Source organism: Lysinibacillus sp. NPDC056185 (assembly GCF_047737915.1).
Taxonomy (GTDB): domain Bacteria; phylum Bacillota; class Bacilli; order Bacillales_A; family Planococcaceae; genus Lysinibacillus.
On the sequence record NZ_JBLLLQ010000005.1, the window covers coordinates 207,049 to 222,903 of the forward strand.

Genomic DNA, 15,855 nt, shown 5'->3' on the forward strand with positions numbered 1-15,855 from the left:
GAAATTGTGTGGAAAGGACGAAGAACGTGCACGAGCACATTCGGAAGCGCTGCATACGCCTCGGTGAATTATTGATTGAGACGCGTGAAACTGTGCGTGTCCTCGCGAAAATGACAGGTTATTCAAAAAGTACGGTGCACAAAGATTTAACAGAGCGACTGCCAACAATTCATGAAGGATTAGCTGAGCAAGTAAAGGAAATACTCGCCTACCATAAGGCCGTACGTCATATTCGTGGAGGAGAGGCAACGAAAAACAAGTGGAAGGAAAGAACGAGTCAAGATTGATTCGTTCTTTTTTGATGCAAAGGACAAGCTTCCTTACAGTCTCAGCACAAAATTGGGATAACATTGTTACATGTATATTAGTAGTGAAGACTTGGTGACTCCTTGGAGATCAGCGTAACAGATGGGGACCCTGAAGCGTGTCGGGGAACGAAGGCTAAAAGCATTACGTCCTGTGATAACACTTCGTGATCAACATCCTGCTGTTGTTGCTGACGCTACGCTTTCGCACAGACAAAAGACGTTGTTGCTGACGCTACGCTTTCGCACAAAAAACACCTGTTGCCTCGAACCCCCAGGAAAGTACCCAATCGGAACGGAAATCAACCCCACGTTAGGCGATGAGTCAAAAAAATGTTGAAACGATTTCTTCTTTTCAATAAGTGTTCATATAATTGAAAGAATGCAGTTCAGTTAACTAAAATTAGGTGTAATTACCAGTTCAATATGATAAAATATTCTAGATAAACAGATAAAAATGAACGTTATGTAGTTGGAAATGGCGGGAAGGAGAAATTATAAAATATGTTTTCGAAAGATATTGGCATTGACTTAGGAACTGCGAACGTATTAATCCACGTTAAAGGTAAAGGAATCGTCTTAAATGAACCATCAGTTGTGGCGATTGATAAAAAAACAAATAAAGTATTAGCGGTGGGAGAAGAGGCTCGCCAAATGGTAGGGCGTACACCAGGCAATATTACTGCAATTCGACCACTACGAGATGGTGTCATTGCAGATTTTGACGTTACAGAAGCGATGCTAAAACATTTCATCAACAAATTAAACGTCAAAGGATTTTTAGCTAAGCCACGTATTTTAATTTGCTGTCCAACAAACATTACTAGTGTTGAACAAAAAGCTATTCGTGAAGCTGCAGAAAAATCAGGTGGAAAAAAAGTATACTTAGAAGAAGAGCCAAAAGTGGCAGCTATTGGAGCAGGCATGGACATATTCCAACCTAGTGGCAATATGGTAGTTGATATTGGCGGCGGGACAACAGATATTGCAGTCCTATCAATGGGTGATATTGTAACGAGTGAGTCCATTAAAGTGGCAGGAGATATTTTTGATAATGATATTTTACAATATATTAAAAAAGAATATAAATTGCTAATTGGTGAACGTACTGCAGAAGCCATAAAAATTACTATCGGTACAGTGTTTAAAGGTAGCCGAAACGATTCAATGGACATTCGTGGTCGAGACATGGTGACAGGTTTACCACGTACAATAACGATTCACTCAGAAGAAATTGAACGTGCATTACATGAATCGGTTGCTATGATCGTCCAATCTGCAAAAAATGTTTTAGAAAAAACACCACCAGAGTTATCGGCTGATATAATTGATCGTGGGGTCATTATTACTGGCGGTGGTGCATTATTACATGGTATGGACCAGCTATTAATCGAAGAGCTAAAAGTACCTGTGTTCATTGCAGAGCAACCTATGGATTGTGTAGCAATTGGTACAGGCATTATGCTTGAAAACATTGATCGAGTGCCCGCATCCTTATAAAAACATAATGAGGTGATTCCTTTGTTTAAAGGGTTTTATACAGTTGCAACTGGTATGATTGCACAACAAAGACGAACAGAATTACTTACCAACAATTTATCAAATGCGAATACACCAGGATTTAAAGCAGACCAATCAACAATCCGCTCATTTCCTGACATGCTCATGTCAAGTGTAGGAAAAACGAATGCACCTGCTAACCAGCAAACAGGCTCTCAATATATGAGCCAAGTTGGCGCATTAAATACAGGGATTTATATGCAAGAAACATTACCAAATTACATACAAGGCCAAATCTATAGCACTGATTTCACAACAGATATGGCTTTGATTGATGGAAACTTACCGCAAAATGAAGATGGTACTTCTGGATCTATTTTCTTCCGTTTAGCACATCCAGATGGGGGCGAAGCATATACACGTAACGGGAATTTTACATTAGATGGCCAAGGCTATTTAGTAAATCCACAGGGACTGTATGTGCTATCAGACAGAGGTCAGCGTATCCAGCTACCGAATGATGATTTCCGCCTAGATGAGAACGGAGCGATTTATGTTAATAATCAGCAAGTAGCTCGTGTTGGAGTATCATTTTCAGCGAATCCGAACATGCTAAGTAAACAGGATAATGGCTTAATGCGAACAGAAAATGGTCAGAACTTACCGACAGCTTACGGTGCCAATGGCGTAGCCTTTACACTGAGTCAAAATTATCTAGAGGGCTCAAACGTAGACTCTAGTCGTACAATGACTGATTTAATGACAGCATATCGCGCTTTCGAAGCTAATCAAAAAGTGTTACAGGCTTACGATCGCAGTATGGAAAAGGCTGCAAATGAAATCGGGAAAGTATAATAGGCAAACTGGAGGCGTTTGAACATGCTACGTACAATGATGACAGCAACAAACACGATGGGGCAATTACAAAATAAACTAGATACTATTAGTAATAACATTGCCAATAGCAATACAGTCGGTTATAAAACACAAGAAGCTACATTTAATGAACTGCTGTATCAGCAATTTAATAATGATAAGCAAGACCGTGCTGACCGACAATCACCTGTTGGTATCCGTTATGGCTCAGGTGCAATGCTTGGACAAATCCAATCAAATCAAAAGCAAGGCACTTTACAAACAACAAATCGCGACCTTGACTTAGCTTTTACTAAACCAAAGCAATATTTCAATGTTTTGATGCCAGAAGGTGAAAATGGCACAAAAACAGTGTATACTCGTCAAGGTGACTTTTATTTATCACCATTAAATAATGGAACAGTAATGGTTGTAACTGCAGATGGATATCCATTGGCAAACTCAGCAGGACAAGCTATTACATTACCGGATAATGTAAAAAGTTTTGCTATTAGTAATGGGGGCGTATTAGAGGCATCCTATCCAAATGGAGATATTATTCGTACTGATTTAGCAGTGACAGAGTTCCAAAAGCCACAGCTAATGGAGAAAATCTCTGGCTCCTATGTTGGATTGCCGAATAACTTAGCGCAGCTTGGATATACACAAGCTGAAGTTGTCACTGAATTACAAGGAGCAAATCGTCAGCAAATTGGCATGCAGAGCGGTTCGCTAGAAATGTCGAATGTAGATCTTTCAAAGGAAATGACGGATTTAATTCAGACGCAGCGTTCTTATCAATTCAATGCAAGAGCTGTAACTTTAGCAGACCAAATGCTTGGGCTCATTAATGGTATTCGATAGTAAATCCGTTATTACTGTTTAGTAAGTAATGAAGAGGAGTACAATCTATGACAAACGATTCAAGTCGAGGTTCTATGCAAACAAAAGAATCCGATACGCCACCAGAAGAGAAGAAACACGGCTCAAATGGAGAGCAACGAGAGGTTCGCTGGGTGCAAATACGGCTGATTCCGATTTGGCTTCGCGTTGTACTTATTATCATCTTAGTTGTTATTGCCGCAGTTGTAGGTGCAATGTTTGGCTATAGTGTAATTGGACAAGGTAAAGCCATGGACGTTTTCAAACCAGAAACATGGCAGCATATATTTGATATTATGAATGGTAAAGAATAAAATTATTCTTTACCATACTTTGTGTTTACATAAAATATCTTCATTCAGTAAGTGTCCAACACCTACTAAATGAAGATATAGCCTCTGGCGGATGCAATTACGCCAAGGCGAAATAGATATTAAGGGGGAAAAGAAAATGTTAACAGCAGAACAAATTCAAGCAATTTTACCGCATCGTTATCCTTTTTTATTCGTTGATCGTATCGTTGAATTAGAAGAAGGCAAGCGTGCAGTTGGTTTAAAAAATGTCTCTATGAACGAAGACTTTTTTAATGGACATTTCCCTGGCTATCCAGTAATGCCTGGGGTTTTAATAGTAGAGGCGTTAGCACAAGTTGGTGGCGTAGCGTTATTAAACGCAGATGAATTCAAAGGTCGTCTAGCTTTCTTGACGGGTATTGATAATTGTCGTTTCAAGCGCCAAGTAGTACCGGGAGATCAACTTCGATTAGAGGTAGAGTTCGTGAAACTACGTGGAGCAATGGGCAAAGGTCACGGTGTGGCCACAGTCGATGGAGAATTAGTATGTGAAGCGGATATTTTATTCGCTATTGGGCCAGAGCAACCAAAACAGGCTTAATTTGCAATTATAGGCTTAAAGATATAAAATAATGATGTCGAATAATGTCTTTACTGTTAATCCTTTTAATAGTTTATTACTTTCAGTGACATGAATGCAGTTAAAGATATCACGGATTGAAATGTTTTATAAAAATGCAATGGCGTATAGTGATTGTGAATTGAAATACATGTAATTTTAGTTTTGTTTTTAAAACGTAGGAGGATTATATAGATGTATAAGGAATTGTCTTCAGGGGTTAAAATTAGCATTACGCGTTCGATTTCAACATCTTTTGAATCATACTTAGCAAGTATTGATTGGAAAGAAGAGCGTTTTTCTATGGAAGACTTTATTGCTAGCTGGCAAACTTATTTTCAAGTAAATGCCGCATGGATCGAAAAAATCCCAGCAGATGTTTTGATGAGTACTGAATTCCATGAAGAGATGGCGCAAAAAATTGATGAAGTAATTGCAAAAATTTTAAATGAAGAACCAACAGCTAAGCAAATTGAAACAATCGAGGCCATGCAAAAAGAGCTAGGTACAAATTATAGCTTCAACTGTAAAGCAGAAGCAGCATACGTTGAACACCTATTAAAAGAAAAACAAAAATAGTTTGTACAAAAATCGGATAGTTCCCTCCTTTCCCGGGCAATCTATGTAGGATCACAAATACACACATTGTATTTGTTGACATAGCATCGAGAAAGGAGGATTTTTCTATGTGGAGAATGTCATTTTTGGCAATTATTCTTGCTGCTTTATTCCTTGGAGGTTGTAACTGGGGAAACAGAGCTGTTGAAACAAGACCAGCGGAGAATGTTAAACACGACGTTCGCCGAGGTGTTGAGAAAGTAGAAGACGTTGTAGAGCCGTCTCGAAGAAATGACGTTTACAATCGTGACGTAAATGGTGTTAACCGTAACACTGTTCTTCCTGAAGCTACAGCACCAGGTACTACTACACCAAGAACTACAACACCAGGTACAACAACAGTACCAGGAACTACTACAACGCCAGGAACAAATGCTGATTTAAATGGTACAAACACCGTACCAAATGCAAACGGCGTTGTTAAAGAAAAAATCGTCGAAGAGAAAGTAACGCGATAATATAAAAAAGAGTGTTCCTAACTAATGGAACACTCTTTTTTCGTTTTCGTGTGGGAGAAAATACGCGAATGGAAGAGGGCAATATCCACAATATTTGCGAGAGAGAAGTGAATACTCGCGGGGGAGAAGTGAATACTCGCGAAGAGAGAGTGAATACTCGCGAAGAGAGAGTGAATACTCGCGGGAGAGAAGTGAACACCGCGAAGAGAGAGGGAATACTCGCGGGAGAGAAGTGAATACTCGCGGAAGAGGAGTGAATACTCGCGAAGAGAAGTGAATACCCGCGAAGAGAGCGAATACCCGCGGAGAGAGTGAATACCCGCGGGAGAGAAGTGAATACTCGCGGAAGAGAAGTAAATACTCGCGGAAGAGGAGTGAATACTCGCGAAGAGAAGTGAATACCCGCGAAGAGAGCGAATACTCGCGGAAGAGAAGTGAATACTCGCGGAAGAGAAGTGAATACTCGCGGAAGAGGAGTGAATACTCGCGAAGAGAAGTGAATACCCGCGGAGAGAGCGAATACTCGCGAAGAGAAGTGAACACCCACGGGAGAGAAGTGAAATACTCGCGGAAGAGAAGTGAATACCCGCGAAGAGAAAGGAAATACTCCGGAAGAGGAGTGAATACTCGCGAAGAGAAGTGAACACCGCGAAGAGAGTGAATACTCGCGGAAGAGAAGTGAATACCCGCGGAGAGAAGTGAACACCGCGAAGAGAGTGAATACCCGCGAAGAGAGCGAATACTCGCGGAAGAGAAGTGAATACTCGCGGAAGAGAAGTGAATACTCGCGGAAGAGAAGTGAATACTCGCGGAAGAGAAGTAAATACTCGCGGAAGAGGAGTGAATACCCGCGAAGAGAGCGAATACTCGCGGAAGAGAAGTAAATACTCGCGGAAGAGAAGTGAATACTCGCGGAAGAGGAGTGAATACCCGCGAAGAGAGCGAATACTCGCGGAAGAGAAGTAAATACTCGCGGAAGAGGAGTGAATACTCGCGAAGAGAAGTGAATACCCGCGAAGAGAGCGAATACCCGCGGAGAGAGCGAATACTCGCGAAGAGAAGTGAAATACTCGCGGGCAAGATGGAAATACCCGCGCAAAGGTGAAAAACCTACTAAATATCCTCAGGAAGAGCGGAAAAATGGCTTCATATATTCCACTAAATTTTCGGGTAATTGGTAAACACGATTTTTATAAGAACCTGTATAGGGAAATTGAAATTTTCTAAGTAAACGATTTGCAGCATCAATGGAATGAATACCGAAAAATTCACGTAGCTGTTTATTGGTAATTGTTGATCCAACTAAGTATCGATAATCTTGTAAAGCTTCAGCAAAAATTTCTTCGCTTGCAAATTGACAGTACGAACATTTCCAAATCCCGCGAGCATAGTGCATTTGAGATTTGTATTGGCATTGCGGACAAAGTACACCTTGGCGATATCTTGAGGAATCAATAAAAGCCGTAATTTTCGGTGGCTGATGTCTGCAAAGTAGTTGTTGAGCTAATTGAGTTAACTGTTCATCGCTTAAAATGGGTTGTGTATATTTTTTAAAAAGGGAATGAAGATGTTTTTGAAGTCCAGAAACATGGAAAATCGGAATTGTATTTGGATGACTTGCAATAATCGCAGAGGGGTTGGCGATGATAACCGCACCCTCAATGGGGAGAGAATAGTTTTTGGAAATAACTTTAAGAAATTGCATATGTCGCTGGATCTGAGTAATTGCATTGGGAAATCCTTCGACAGTTCCATCTGGCTTCGTTCGAATACATTGATGTGTAATGTCGTCAAAATCAAGACGTCCGTTAATATTTTTTATTTCAACAACTAGCACAAAATTACTGCAAATAAAAAGCGTATCGAGTTGATGTGAATGCTGAGCAGAATTCATCAGAATTAAATTATGTAACACTAAAAAAGTATAGGGACATACTAATTCAAGTCATTCACGGTCAACTTTCCTTTCACCAGCAAAGCCAGCATCGAATCTTCGAAATTGCTCATTATAATAGCTAAAATCAGGGTCCTCTTCGAATAACCGCCTCTTTAAAGCCTCAAGCCACGATAATTTTAATGGCTTTTCCCTAACAGCAATAGTCAAGTGTAGTTACCTCCTATAAATTTTACATCGTATTGTACCTTAAAATCTCTACCTGTCCAATAAAAAAATAACGATGCAAATTTTTGCATCGTTAAATCGAGTTCAATCATTTTTGAGTTTTGGTCGTTCTTTCATACCGTGTAAGAAGCGGTCCAATAGCTTATCTAACGTAACTCCCTCAGCTAGTAATTCGGCTAGTAATTGCTCGGCATATTTCGAGCGTTTTGTCTTTAGCGTCCCTTTTAAAAGGACAGAGATGTGCTCGCCAATTTCTTGAACTGTATGTACGACAACCTGGAAAGGAGCAGGCTCATTATCTGGGAATGAAATAACCGCACGTACATTAAAGACAGTAGCATTTGTTAAAAGTTCATCAAAAATTGAACGATATTGCCGGTCCATAAACAGTTCGAGAATCCAAGATTGATGGCTGTTCTCCTGGTTAATAATAATACCATCGACTAAAGGGAAAGGTTGCATGCCATCTTTTGTGACAAGGTCAAAGGAAAGCATCTTAAATGTTTTCATTATGTAAAATCCTCCTAAGTCGGTCATCCTTTTTAGTATAACATATTCAATTAGCCCTGTTTAACTTCATTCAGCAAGTGTTTTGGTAGCGAAAGCGAAGCGTTAGGTACAGATGTCTCCCACCTCTAAAGGGGAGGGGCTCACTCTAAGAACGCCATGTCCTGTGGCATTACCGAAATGACCGACATCGAGGCCAAAGCTCAAAAGCCGATTTCGGATGCTACGCCGAAGCATAATTGATGATAGGGTCAATACTGTGTTTTCGCACAATTTTCAAAAACAGCGAAATTGTATATTTCAACGATTAGCATTTGCTATTACAGCGAAAAGCATTCAGCCAAAAAAATCTTTCAATAACTGAAAAGTAAAAGCCTCAATATACCCAATTTATGATTAAAAATTAAGGAAAATGTTAAAAATCGACTTTTGCCAATGTTGGATTAATTTTTGTAAGATGAGGGCAATCAAAAGCAAAGGAGGTGAATCAATGAACCAAGTCGGACTGGTCGGAAGGTTAACAAAGGATCCAGTGTTACGACACTTATCTGGAAATCGCGTGCAAGCACATTTTACTCTAGCCATTAATCGCAATTACAAAAACAGTCGTGGGGAAGTGGATGCTGACTTTATTCTCTGTACAGTATGGGGAAGGCTTGCAGAGCATATCGTCAAATATTGCGGAAAAGGCTCATTAATTGGGGTGAATGGTCGTATTCAATCAAGATCATTTTTAAATGAAGAAAGCACAAAGGTTTTTATAACGGAAGTAGTCGTAGAAGATGTCCGATTTTATCGGCTTAAGCCAAGGGATAGCGATGGGGCATTTGTGCCTCCAAAGCCACCAGATGAGCAGGAAGGCTTAAAGGATTTTGTGCTACCTGAGGCAGAAGTACAATTGCCAGCAATATAGCAGTTCTAGTGGGTACATACGGGGCAAGTGCCAAGTTGTCTGATCCGCCATTCTCCTTCTATTGCTTGCGCCGTAATCAATTTAGAAAGGAATGATGTCTACATTTCATAACGTAGTTCATTGCTGAAGACCGCACAGCAATGAGCAGATTAAACACAACTAAATATAAATATGAAGTAAGTAGGGGAAGAAGTAACAGTAAGATCCACTGAAATAAAAGAGCGCCAAGAACGTTGTGCTCTTGGCGCATCTCACATCTCACATCTTTAAAAATCGAGCTTCATTAAATCACGAAGTTCGTCATCTTCTAATTCAGTTAACCATTGGCTTGATTGAATTAGTTCTTCTGATAGTGCAGACTTTTGGGCTAGCATTTTATCGATTTTCTCTTCGATAGTACCAATTGTAACAAACTTATGCACTTGTACAAATTGTGTTTGGCCAATTCGATATGCACGGTCTGTCGCTTGATTTTCAACGGCAGGATTCCACCAGCGATCTGCGTGTAATACATGATTTGCCGCTGTTAAATTGAGCCCTGTTCCACCCGCTTTTAAGGAAAGGATAAATATAGGGAAATCTCCTGCCTGGAAAGTCTCTACTAAGCGGTCACGCTGCTGCTTAGGCATTGCACCTGTTAAAAAAGGTGCATCAATATTATATAGTTCACTAAAACAATGCTGTAGTAATTGCCCCATTCCAATATATTGTGTGAAAATGAGGCACTGCTCGCCGTTGTCCACGATTTCTGTAGCCATTTGCACGATACGTTCTAATTTCGTAGAACGAGTAAGCATTGATTCGGCATCCTCGAAAGGTTCTTTTAAATACAAGGCAGGATGATTACATAATTGCTTTAACTTACTGAGCATCTTTAAGACGCGTCCCTTTTTCTGAAAGCCTGTTAATTGCTCCAGCTGATCGAGCGTCTCCAATATATATCCTTCGTATAGAGATGCTTGCTCAGTTGTTAATGGACAGTACTCATGAGACTCTTGTTTATCTGGTAAGTTAAGCTGTAAGTGTGGGTCGCGCTTTGTACGACGAAGTAAAAACGCTTGAATTTTTGCACGTAACTTCTGTTTATGTGACTCAGACTCATCTCGTTCTATCGGTAAAATAAATTCTTCATTAAAGCGACCGAAGCTACCTAAATAGCCTTTATGGATAAAGTCAAAAATTGCCCATAGCTCCGATAAACGGTTTTCCACTGGTGTACCCGTTAAAGCAATATGATGCGTCCCTTGTAATTTACGAATAGCTCTTGATTGTAGCGTTTGCATATTTTTAATATTTTGAGCCTCGTCTAGCACAACGGTTGCCCATTCTACTTCCTGTAAAAACTCTGCATCCTGTGATACCGTGCCATAGGTAGATAAAATCACATGTGGTTTTTCTCTTCCTATTAGCTGTTTGAAAGCGTCCTCCTTTGCTCGATTCGCTTGATAATGCGTATGCACACTCAAGGAAGGAGCAAAACGAGCAAGTTCTTTTTGCCAGTTGCCTAGCACAGACGTAGGGCAAATAATGATGGATGGTTTTGTATCCTCAATTGTTTCATAAAGATGAAGTAAATATGAAATAAGCTGTACCGTTTTACCAAGACCCATATCATCAGCTAGGCATGCACCAAAGCCTTGTTCTCGCATGAAGACAAGCCATTCAAAGCCCTCATGCTGATAAGGACGTAATTCTGCCTGCAAAGATGTAGGAACCTGTACAGTAGGGAGTCCTTTTTTCTCCTGAAGCTGCTCCATATAGGATTTAAGCGATTTTTGCAATTCAAATGCAAAAATCGGGTCATCACGCATTGCATCATCGGCATCTTCTTCTTCGAGAGGTAAGGATAAATCCTCTGGTAGCTCACGGAATAGTAATTCACGAACGGTCCAGCTTTCATCTTCTGCTTGCTGCATCAATGCACGCATTTCTTGCATCCAGTTCGCATCAACTCGGAACCATTCAGTACCAATACGAATGAATTCGCGTTTCTCATCTACAAGTTTTTTAAATTGCTCAGGTGAAATGGACTGTCCATTCATAGAAAATTGCCATTTGAACGTTAAAATATCATCTAGTCCAGCAACTTTCTTTGTCGCTACATTGCCAGTACTTACGCGAACACGCATTTTTGACTGTTTTAAATCCTTTAGCCAAGCCGGTAATACAACGTCAAAGCCGAGAGCTTGTAATCTTGCTAAATCTTCACGTAAAAATGTTCGAACTTGTAAATCGTCAAGCATAATACGGATAAAAATATCGCGACGTAAATCTTCAATAGAAAGAAGATCTACAATTTGTCCTTGTTGTTGTTCAATAGCATCAGCATACATTTGCCATTTTGTCGGTAGAGCATCAGCAATTGGTAGTGACTGCTTTCGCGTAGCTGGCGTCCAGTAGTTTTTGGCTGTAGCCGTACTAAGTACTGTTTCTAAAAGCCAAACATCTGAATCTTCCTCAGGCTCGCCTAAGCGTAGGGAGACAGTAACTGTACCTGCTTGTCGTTCCTGCTCTAGTGGCCAGCCACCACGCAAGAAAAATGGCATTAGCTTTGGTAAATCAGACAGTACAAGACCTGTTTGAGCAAGCTTTTGCTGCACTGCCGTTTCTAATAAAGCTGTATCTTCACCGTCTATAGAGAATGTTAGTGCGGAAAAATCATCTGCAATCACTGCGTGTGACCAGAGCGAAGGCTCCTGCCAATACGTTTGTAAAGCAGACGTTTTTTCTAGCCACACCTGACTTTCTGCGTCTGCACCTTGCCAGTTAATAAAAGGATGCAGATAGCGCTGTGAAAAAATATCAAGGAGCTCAGAGGTTGAAACTTCAATCGTACGTTCTGAACGATTGGTTAATAAACCATAGACATTCGCTTCATAGTTAAAAAATAATGAAGAAATGAGTGAGTCTGCTTCCATTGCTGCACCATCAGCAGTAAATCCCTGTAACGTATAATATCCTTCCTGTGCTGCATGAATACGAAGCTGTTGCTTTTTTGAAAACGGGGAAGGAGCATTTATAGTCATCATACTAAGTTTCCTTTCTCAATTTCTTCCTGTAATGCACGAAGTCGTTTATACTCTGCACGAATTGTTTGCATATATGACTCAAAATAAGCAGTTTTACCAGCACGTTTTGCTGCACTGCGCATACTTTTCCAGATTCGTACAGCCTGCTTATAGTTCATTCGTGATTTTTGTGTAATTTCAGTCATGGCATATAGATGATATAAGGGCAATACTGTTGCAGGCGCAACCTGAAGCACATCTTTCAATCCACACATTTCTAAATAAGAAAGGGAGGAGAGATTTAACTGATGGAGGGCTGCCCATTCACGATAACGTCCTTTTTTAATAAGAAGGAACGAAAACGGTTGAAGCCCATAAACACCAAATGCACTATATAATGTAACTTCCTGTTCTTCCGTAAGCTGTATGTCTTCGTATAAAAGCTGAAATTGCCTTACATATTGAGCACGCTTTACAACTGGCACTGTTAGCTGTAAAAAGTCTTCGGTAAATGGTAGCATCGCACGTAAAATAATGGATTGTGCGTGTGATTCGCCAGCACGTTTTGCAAAAGTAGCCAGCTCAAATAGGTCCTGCATATGTTGTCCATCAATATGTGCAATGCTTTCCTGCAATAAACTTTCTTTTTGTAGCAGTACATAAAATAGCAGTTTTAATGACTGCAAGGAAATCTCATGTGAAGGATTCTCAAGGTTATTTATAAGTGCTAATTCCTGTTCACGACGCGGCTTTTCATAAAAAAGCACTGCCCAAAGTAGCATATATATTTGTAGTCGATCAGCAAATGATCCTTGTCGTTCCAATAAAAACTCTCGAACTAACTCCTGAATCGCATCATAAAATGGATCAGTGGCAAAAAGTCGTGATCGACCCGTTAGCTCTGTCAGTATACTTTCGAATGATTGAACACTTTGATCAATAAAATATTTCATATAAGGAGAATCCAAAGAATGTCCTTTTGTTTCATTTAAATGGCGCCATATTGTATTAAAGATGGATAGCTCCATAAAAAGCTTATAAAGTGGCTGCCACTCACGTTCGAAAGGCATATGCCGTTGAAGTCGCTCCAATGCATCTGTTCGTATAGCAGAAAGGCCATACCCTTCTAGAATTCGCCCAGGTGGCAATAAACGTTTCATGACTTCATCGACCATCAATCTCCAGCTTTCTGGACTTCGTTCATCTGCTAATGATTTTAATTGCACTGATTTTTGCGCGCGCCAAGCACTTGACCAATTTTGTACTGAATCAAAATATTGATAAAGAGCAAGCAATGCACCAACCTGATGTCTACACCATTTCAGCTGGGGACAGTTACAGTGCAGCTCCTCTTTGGCAAAATCAATTTCTACAGTAGCAGGTCTTACATCCTGTACGCTTGCATATAATGTAGAACTCGCTCCATTAAAACGTTCAAAGACAACTGATCTATTCCGCACTGAAAAAACAGCACGACGCACTAGCTCTTCGTCTTCAGTAGAGGAAGGATGTAACGCCTGTTCAGCTTCCTGTAATTTGGTAAGGATAAATTCTTGGTGTTCCTTAGCTAATTGGGCAATAGACAATGCCATAACCTCACTCCTTTCAAAATGTATAGCTAGTGAGCATGTGTAAATATGAAGGAAAAAAGACTGTCCTTCCATTATACGATTAAAATGCGTACATGATAAGCTGAATGATTTGAAATAAAAAAATCAAGGAGAAGATAGTTAACAAGATAATCGATATGTGTTAAAATCTGAATAATCAGAATAAATAAGGAGGGATAAGGATGATGCAAGTTCAATATATGAAGCCATTTTACACAAAAATCACGGGAGACAAACTACGTCTCGTGTTTGCTTATCAATATTTCTCTATTTTAAAAGAGAATGAGATTTTCCATTTCATTCCCATCGAAGGTAAAGAGATGATTATCAACTTGAATACACAACAAATTGAAAATATATCCGAGGTATTTGTTTTCCAGAAAGGGAATCGTTTTATCCGACTGCCATTATATCAATTATTATTAATTACAAATGTTCATGAGCATCTAGCACCGATTCTTGAAAGCGCTACTCCAAAGCCTCAGTTACCACTTGTATCTTCAGTGACTGTTGGCGAAGTAGATCAGCTCATTACAGAATTGGAGCAGCAAAACATTGATTATTTAATCGATCAGGCATTACTAGATCATAATAAAGATCTCTTTTTTGAACTACTACAACAAAAGAACCATCAACTCGGAGGTTTCGAAAATTGAATACACGGTATTGCAATTAAGCACCTACTTTTCATATGTGAAAAGCAGGTGCTTTTATATATTAGTGGGTCTAAAGTCTGAAATATGAAAATAAACTAAAAGATATCACTATATAGAACCTACTAAATTAGAATACATTACCAAAAAAGTTTAAATGAATTTAACACAGACCGATATACATAACAATAGGGGGTGGTGAAATGATGCTTGGCAAATGGTCAGCAACGGGGATGTCCATTTTAAATAATATGAATAGACATTACGGTGCAATGAGCAAGGCAATGCTTCGAATTTCTACAGGCTACCGCATCAATAGTGCTGCGGATGATCCAGCGGGACTTGCGATTTCCGAAAAAATGCGTGCGCAAATTCGCGGCTTGAACATGGCAGCGAAAAATATCCAGGACGGTATTTCACTTGTTCAAACAGCGGAGGGTGCACTAAATGAAGTACATGATATGATTCAGCGCATGCGCGAGCTCGCAGTCCAGGCGAGCAATGATACTTTAACAGATAGTGATCGGGAGAACCTCGATAAGGAATTTCAAGAATTGAAAAAAGAAATTCAACGCATCTCGAAAGACACTGAGTTTAACACCAAGACATTACTAGATGGGGATTATGCTACAAACGGTATTAAAATTCAAGCAGGTGCCAACGCAGGCCAAAGTATCGAGCTATTTATTGGCAATATGGGTGCTGGAGCACTTGGCTTGGACGATAAGACATCCATCGCAACTCGAGATGACGCCAACAAAGCAATTACCACAATGGACGAGGCTATAAAACATGTATCAAGCGAGCGCTCAAGACTAGGTGCCTACCAAAATCGGCTAGAACACGCCTATAATGCGACCGTAAACACTGCAGAAAACCTACAAGATGCCGAATCCCGCATTCGCGATGCCGATATCGCAAAAGAAATGATGAACATGGTAAAAGCGCAAATCCTAATGCAAGCAAGCCAATATGTACTAGCAATGCACATGCAACAAGCACAATCAATTCTAAAACTACTCGAAAGCGGAACAACGAGGAATCCCTGATACTAAAGGAGATTCCTTTTTTAATTGGAGTTAGATCTCTGAGAGGAAAATGAAAACCGCTGATAAAGAAGAGAGCATCGCTGATAAGAGTGAGACAATCGCTGATAAAAAGGAGAACATCGCTGATAAGAGTGAGATAATCGCTGATAAAAAGGTAAACATCGCTGATAAGAGTGAGATAATCGCTGATAAAAAAGTAAACATCGCCGATAAGAGAGAAACAATCGCTGATAAAAAGGAGAACATCGCTGATAAGAGTGAGATAATCGCTGATAAAAAGGTAAACATCGCTGATAAGAGAGAAACAATCGCTGATAAAAAGGTAAACATCGCTGATAAGAGTGAAACAATCGCTGATAAAAAGGTGAACATCGCTGATAAGAGTGAAACAATCGCTGATAAAAAGGTGAACATCGCTGATAAGAGTGAGACAATCGCTGATAAAAAGGTGAACATCGCTGAC

At 39.9% G+C, this 15,855-nt stretch carries 16 protein-coding genes and 1 pseudogene; 12 read left to right on the forward strand and 5 right to left on the reverse strand.

Going from position 1 to position 15,855, the window contains the following annotated elements:
- Positions 1–26: 26 nt before the first annotated feature.
- From ACMZ42_RS07660 to ACMZ42_RS07695, 8 genes are all read left to right on the forward strand, one after another.
- Positions 27–287 (forward strand): sporulation transcriptional regulator SpoIIID, encoded by a 261-nt coding sequence (locus tag ACMZ42_RS07660; RefSeq protein WP_049668034.1) that lies wholly within the window; start codon positions 27–29, stop codon positions 285–287.
- 522 nt (positions 288–809) lie between these two features.
- Complete coding sequence (locus ACMZ42_RS07665) at positions 810–1,805, forward strand: rod shape-determining protein (RefSeq protein ID WP_053484433.1); 996 nt, start codon at positions 810–812, stop codon at positions 1,803–1,805.
- A gap of 21 nt (positions 1,806–1,826) precedes the next feature.
- Entirely contained in the window at positions 1,827–2,660 is an 834-nt protein-coding gene (locus ACMZ42_RS07670) for a flagellar hook-basal body protein (protein ID WP_415731065.1), read from the forward strand.
- A gap of 24 nt (positions 2,661–2,684) precedes the next feature.
- Entirely contained in the window at positions 2,685–3,524 is an 840-nt protein-coding gene (locus ACMZ42_RS07675) for a flagellar hook-basal body protein (protein WP_370078451.1), read from the forward strand.
- Positions 3,525–3,571: 47 nt separating this feature from the next.
- Positions 3,572–3,856: a DNA-directed RNA polymerase subunit beta gene (locus tag ACMZ42_RS07680; RefSeq protein WP_415731066.1), complete on the forward strand. Its 285-nt coding sequence runs from the start codon at positions 3,572–3,574 to the stop codon at positions 3,854–3,856.
- 136 nt (positions 3,857–3,992) lie between these two features.
- Positions 3,993–4,436: a 3-hydroxyacyl-ACP dehydratase FabZ gene (gene fabZ / locus ACMZ42_RS07685; protein WP_132360390.1), complete on the forward strand. Its 444-nt coding sequence runs from the start codon at positions 3,993–3,995 to the stop codon at positions 4,434–4,436.
- 213 nt (positions 4,437–4,649) lie between these two features.
- Positions 4,650–5,033 carry a hypothetical protein gene (locus ACMZ42_RS07690; RefSeq protein WP_370078445.1) on the forward strand — a complete coding sequence of 128 codons (384 nt, stop codon included), beginning with the start codon at positions 4,650–4,652 and terminating at the stop codon, positions 5,031–5,033.
- Between the two features lie 107 nt (positions 5,034–5,140).
- Positions 5,141–5,530 (forward strand): hypothetical protein, encoded by a 390-nt coding sequence (locus ACMZ42_RS07695; protein WP_370078443.1) that lies wholly within the window; start codon positions 5,141–5,143, stop codon positions 5,528–5,530.
- Positions 5,531–6,653: 1,123 nt separating this feature from the next.
- Here the strand turns inward: ACMZ42_RS07695 and ACMZ42_RS07700 are convergent.
- The 3 genes and pseudogenes from ACMZ42_RS07700 to ACMZ42_RS07710 all read right to left on the reverse strand — a co-directional run.
- Positions 6,654–7,448, reverse strand: a pseudogene (locus ACMZ42_RS07700) (nuclease-related domain-containing protein); the annotation flags it as partial.
- A 27-nt stretch (positions 7,449–7,475) separates the two neighbouring features.
- On the reverse strand, positions 7,476–7,634 hold the full coding sequence (locus tag ACMZ42_RS07705) for a hypothetical protein (protein WP_415731067.1): 159 nt from the start codon (positions 7,632–7,634) through the stop codon (positions 7,476–7,478).
- Positions 7,635–7,736: 102 nt separating this feature from the next.
- Positions 7,737–8,162 carry a YwpF family protein gene (locus ACMZ42_RS07710; RefSeq protein WP_415731068.1) on the reverse strand — a complete coding sequence of 142 codons (426 nt, stop codon included), beginning with the start codon at positions 8,160–8,162 and terminating at the stop codon, positions 7,737–7,739.
- 487 nt (positions 8,163–8,649) lie between these two features.
- Between ACMZ42_RS07710 and ACMZ42_RS07715 the strand changes: the two genes are divergently transcribed.
- On the forward strand, positions 8,650–9,072 hold the full coding sequence (locus ACMZ42_RS07715; protein ID WP_402872132.1) for a single-stranded DNA-binding protein: 423 nt from the start codon (positions 8,650–8,652) through the stop codon (positions 9,070–9,072).
- Positions 9,073–9,338: 266 nt separating this feature from the next.
- Here ACMZ42_RS07715 and ACMZ42_RS07720 read toward each other — a convergent pair whose 3' ends face one another.
- Both ACMZ42_RS07720 and ACMZ42_RS07725 read right to left on the reverse strand, forming a co-directional pair.
- A complete protein-coding gene (locus ACMZ42_RS07720) occupies positions 9,339–12,101 on the reverse strand; it encodes a DEAD/DEAH box helicase (RefSeq protein WP_415731069.1) in 2,763 nt (920 codons plus the stop codon).
- Positions 12,098–13,672 carry a hypothetical protein gene (locus tag ACMZ42_RS07725; protein WP_370078431.1) on the reverse strand — a complete coding sequence of 525 codons (1,575 nt, stop codon included), beginning with the start codon at positions 13,670–13,672 and terminating at the stop codon, positions 12,098–12,100. Before ACMZ42_RS07725 ends, ACMZ42_RS07720 begins: the two co-directional genes overlap by 4 nt.
- Positions 13,673–13,872: 200 nt before the next feature.
- Between ACMZ42_RS07725 and ACMZ42_RS07730 the strand changes: the two genes are divergently transcribed.
- From ACMZ42_RS07730 to ACMZ42_RS07740, 3 genes are all read left to right on the forward strand, one after another.
- Complete coding sequence (locus ACMZ42_RS07730; protein WP_370078429.1) at positions 13,873–14,346, forward strand: transcriptional regulator; 474 nt, start codon at positions 13,873–13,875, stop codon at positions 14,344–14,346.
- A gap of 203 nt (positions 14,347–14,549) precedes the next feature.
- On the forward strand, positions 14,550–15,392 hold the full coding sequence (locus ACMZ42_RS07735; protein ID WP_415731089.1) for a flagellin: 843 nt from the start codon (positions 14,550–14,552) through the stop codon (positions 15,390–15,392).
- 49 nt (positions 15,393–15,441) lie between these two features.
- A partial coding sequence (locus ACMZ42_RS07740; RefSeq protein WP_415731070.1) for a hypothetical protein occupies positions 15,442–15,855 on the forward strand: 414 nt, incomplete at its 3' end.

Coding starts and splice junctions, on each gene's coding strand:
- ACMZ42_RS07690 (WP_370078445.1), top strand. CDS start 4,650: ATGTATAAGGAATTGTCTTCAGGGGTTAAAATTAGCATTACGCGTTCG.
- ACMZ42_RS07735 (WP_415731089.1), top strand. CDS start 14,550: ATGCTTGGCAAATGGTCAGCAACGGGGATGTCCATTTTAAATAATATG.
- ACMZ42_RS07710 (WP_415731068.1), bottom strand. CDS start 8,162: ATGAAAACATTTAAGATGCTTTCCTTTGACCTTGTCACAAAAGATGGC.
- fabZ (WP_132360390.1), top strand. CDS start 3,993: ATGTTAACAGCAGAACAAATTCAAGCAATTTTACCGCATCGTTATCCT.
- ACMZ42_RS07715 (WP_402872132.1), top strand. CDS start 8,650: ATGAACCAAGTCGGACTGGTCGGAAGGTTAACAAAGGATCCAGTGTTA.
- ACMZ42_RS07675 (WP_370078451.1), top strand. CDS start 2,685: ATGCTACGTACAATGATGACAGCAACAAACACGATGGGGCAATTACAA.
- ACMZ42_RS07680 (WP_415731066.1), top strand. CDS start 3,572: ATGACAAACGATTCAAGTCGAGGTTCTATGCAAACAAAAGAATCCGAT.
- ACMZ42_RS07730 (WP_370078429.1), top strand. CDS start 13,873: ATGATGCAAGTTCAATATATGAAGCCATTTTACACAAAAATCACGGGA.
- ACMZ42_RS07665 (WP_053484433.1), top strand. CDS start 810: ATGTTTTCGAAAGATATTGGCATTGACTTAGGAACTGCGAACGTATTA.
- ACMZ42_RS07720 (WP_415731069.1), bottom strand. CDS start 12,101: ATGATGACTATAAATGCTCCTTCCCCGTTTTCAAAAAAGCAACAGCTT.
- ACMZ42_RS07725 (WP_370078431.1), bottom strand. CDS start 13,672: ATGGCATTGTCTATTGCCCAATTAGCTAAGGAACACCAAGAATTTATC.
- ACMZ42_RS07695 (WP_370078443.1), top strand. CDS start 5,141: ATGTGGAGAATGTCATTTTTGGCAATTATTCTTGCTGCTTTATTCCTT.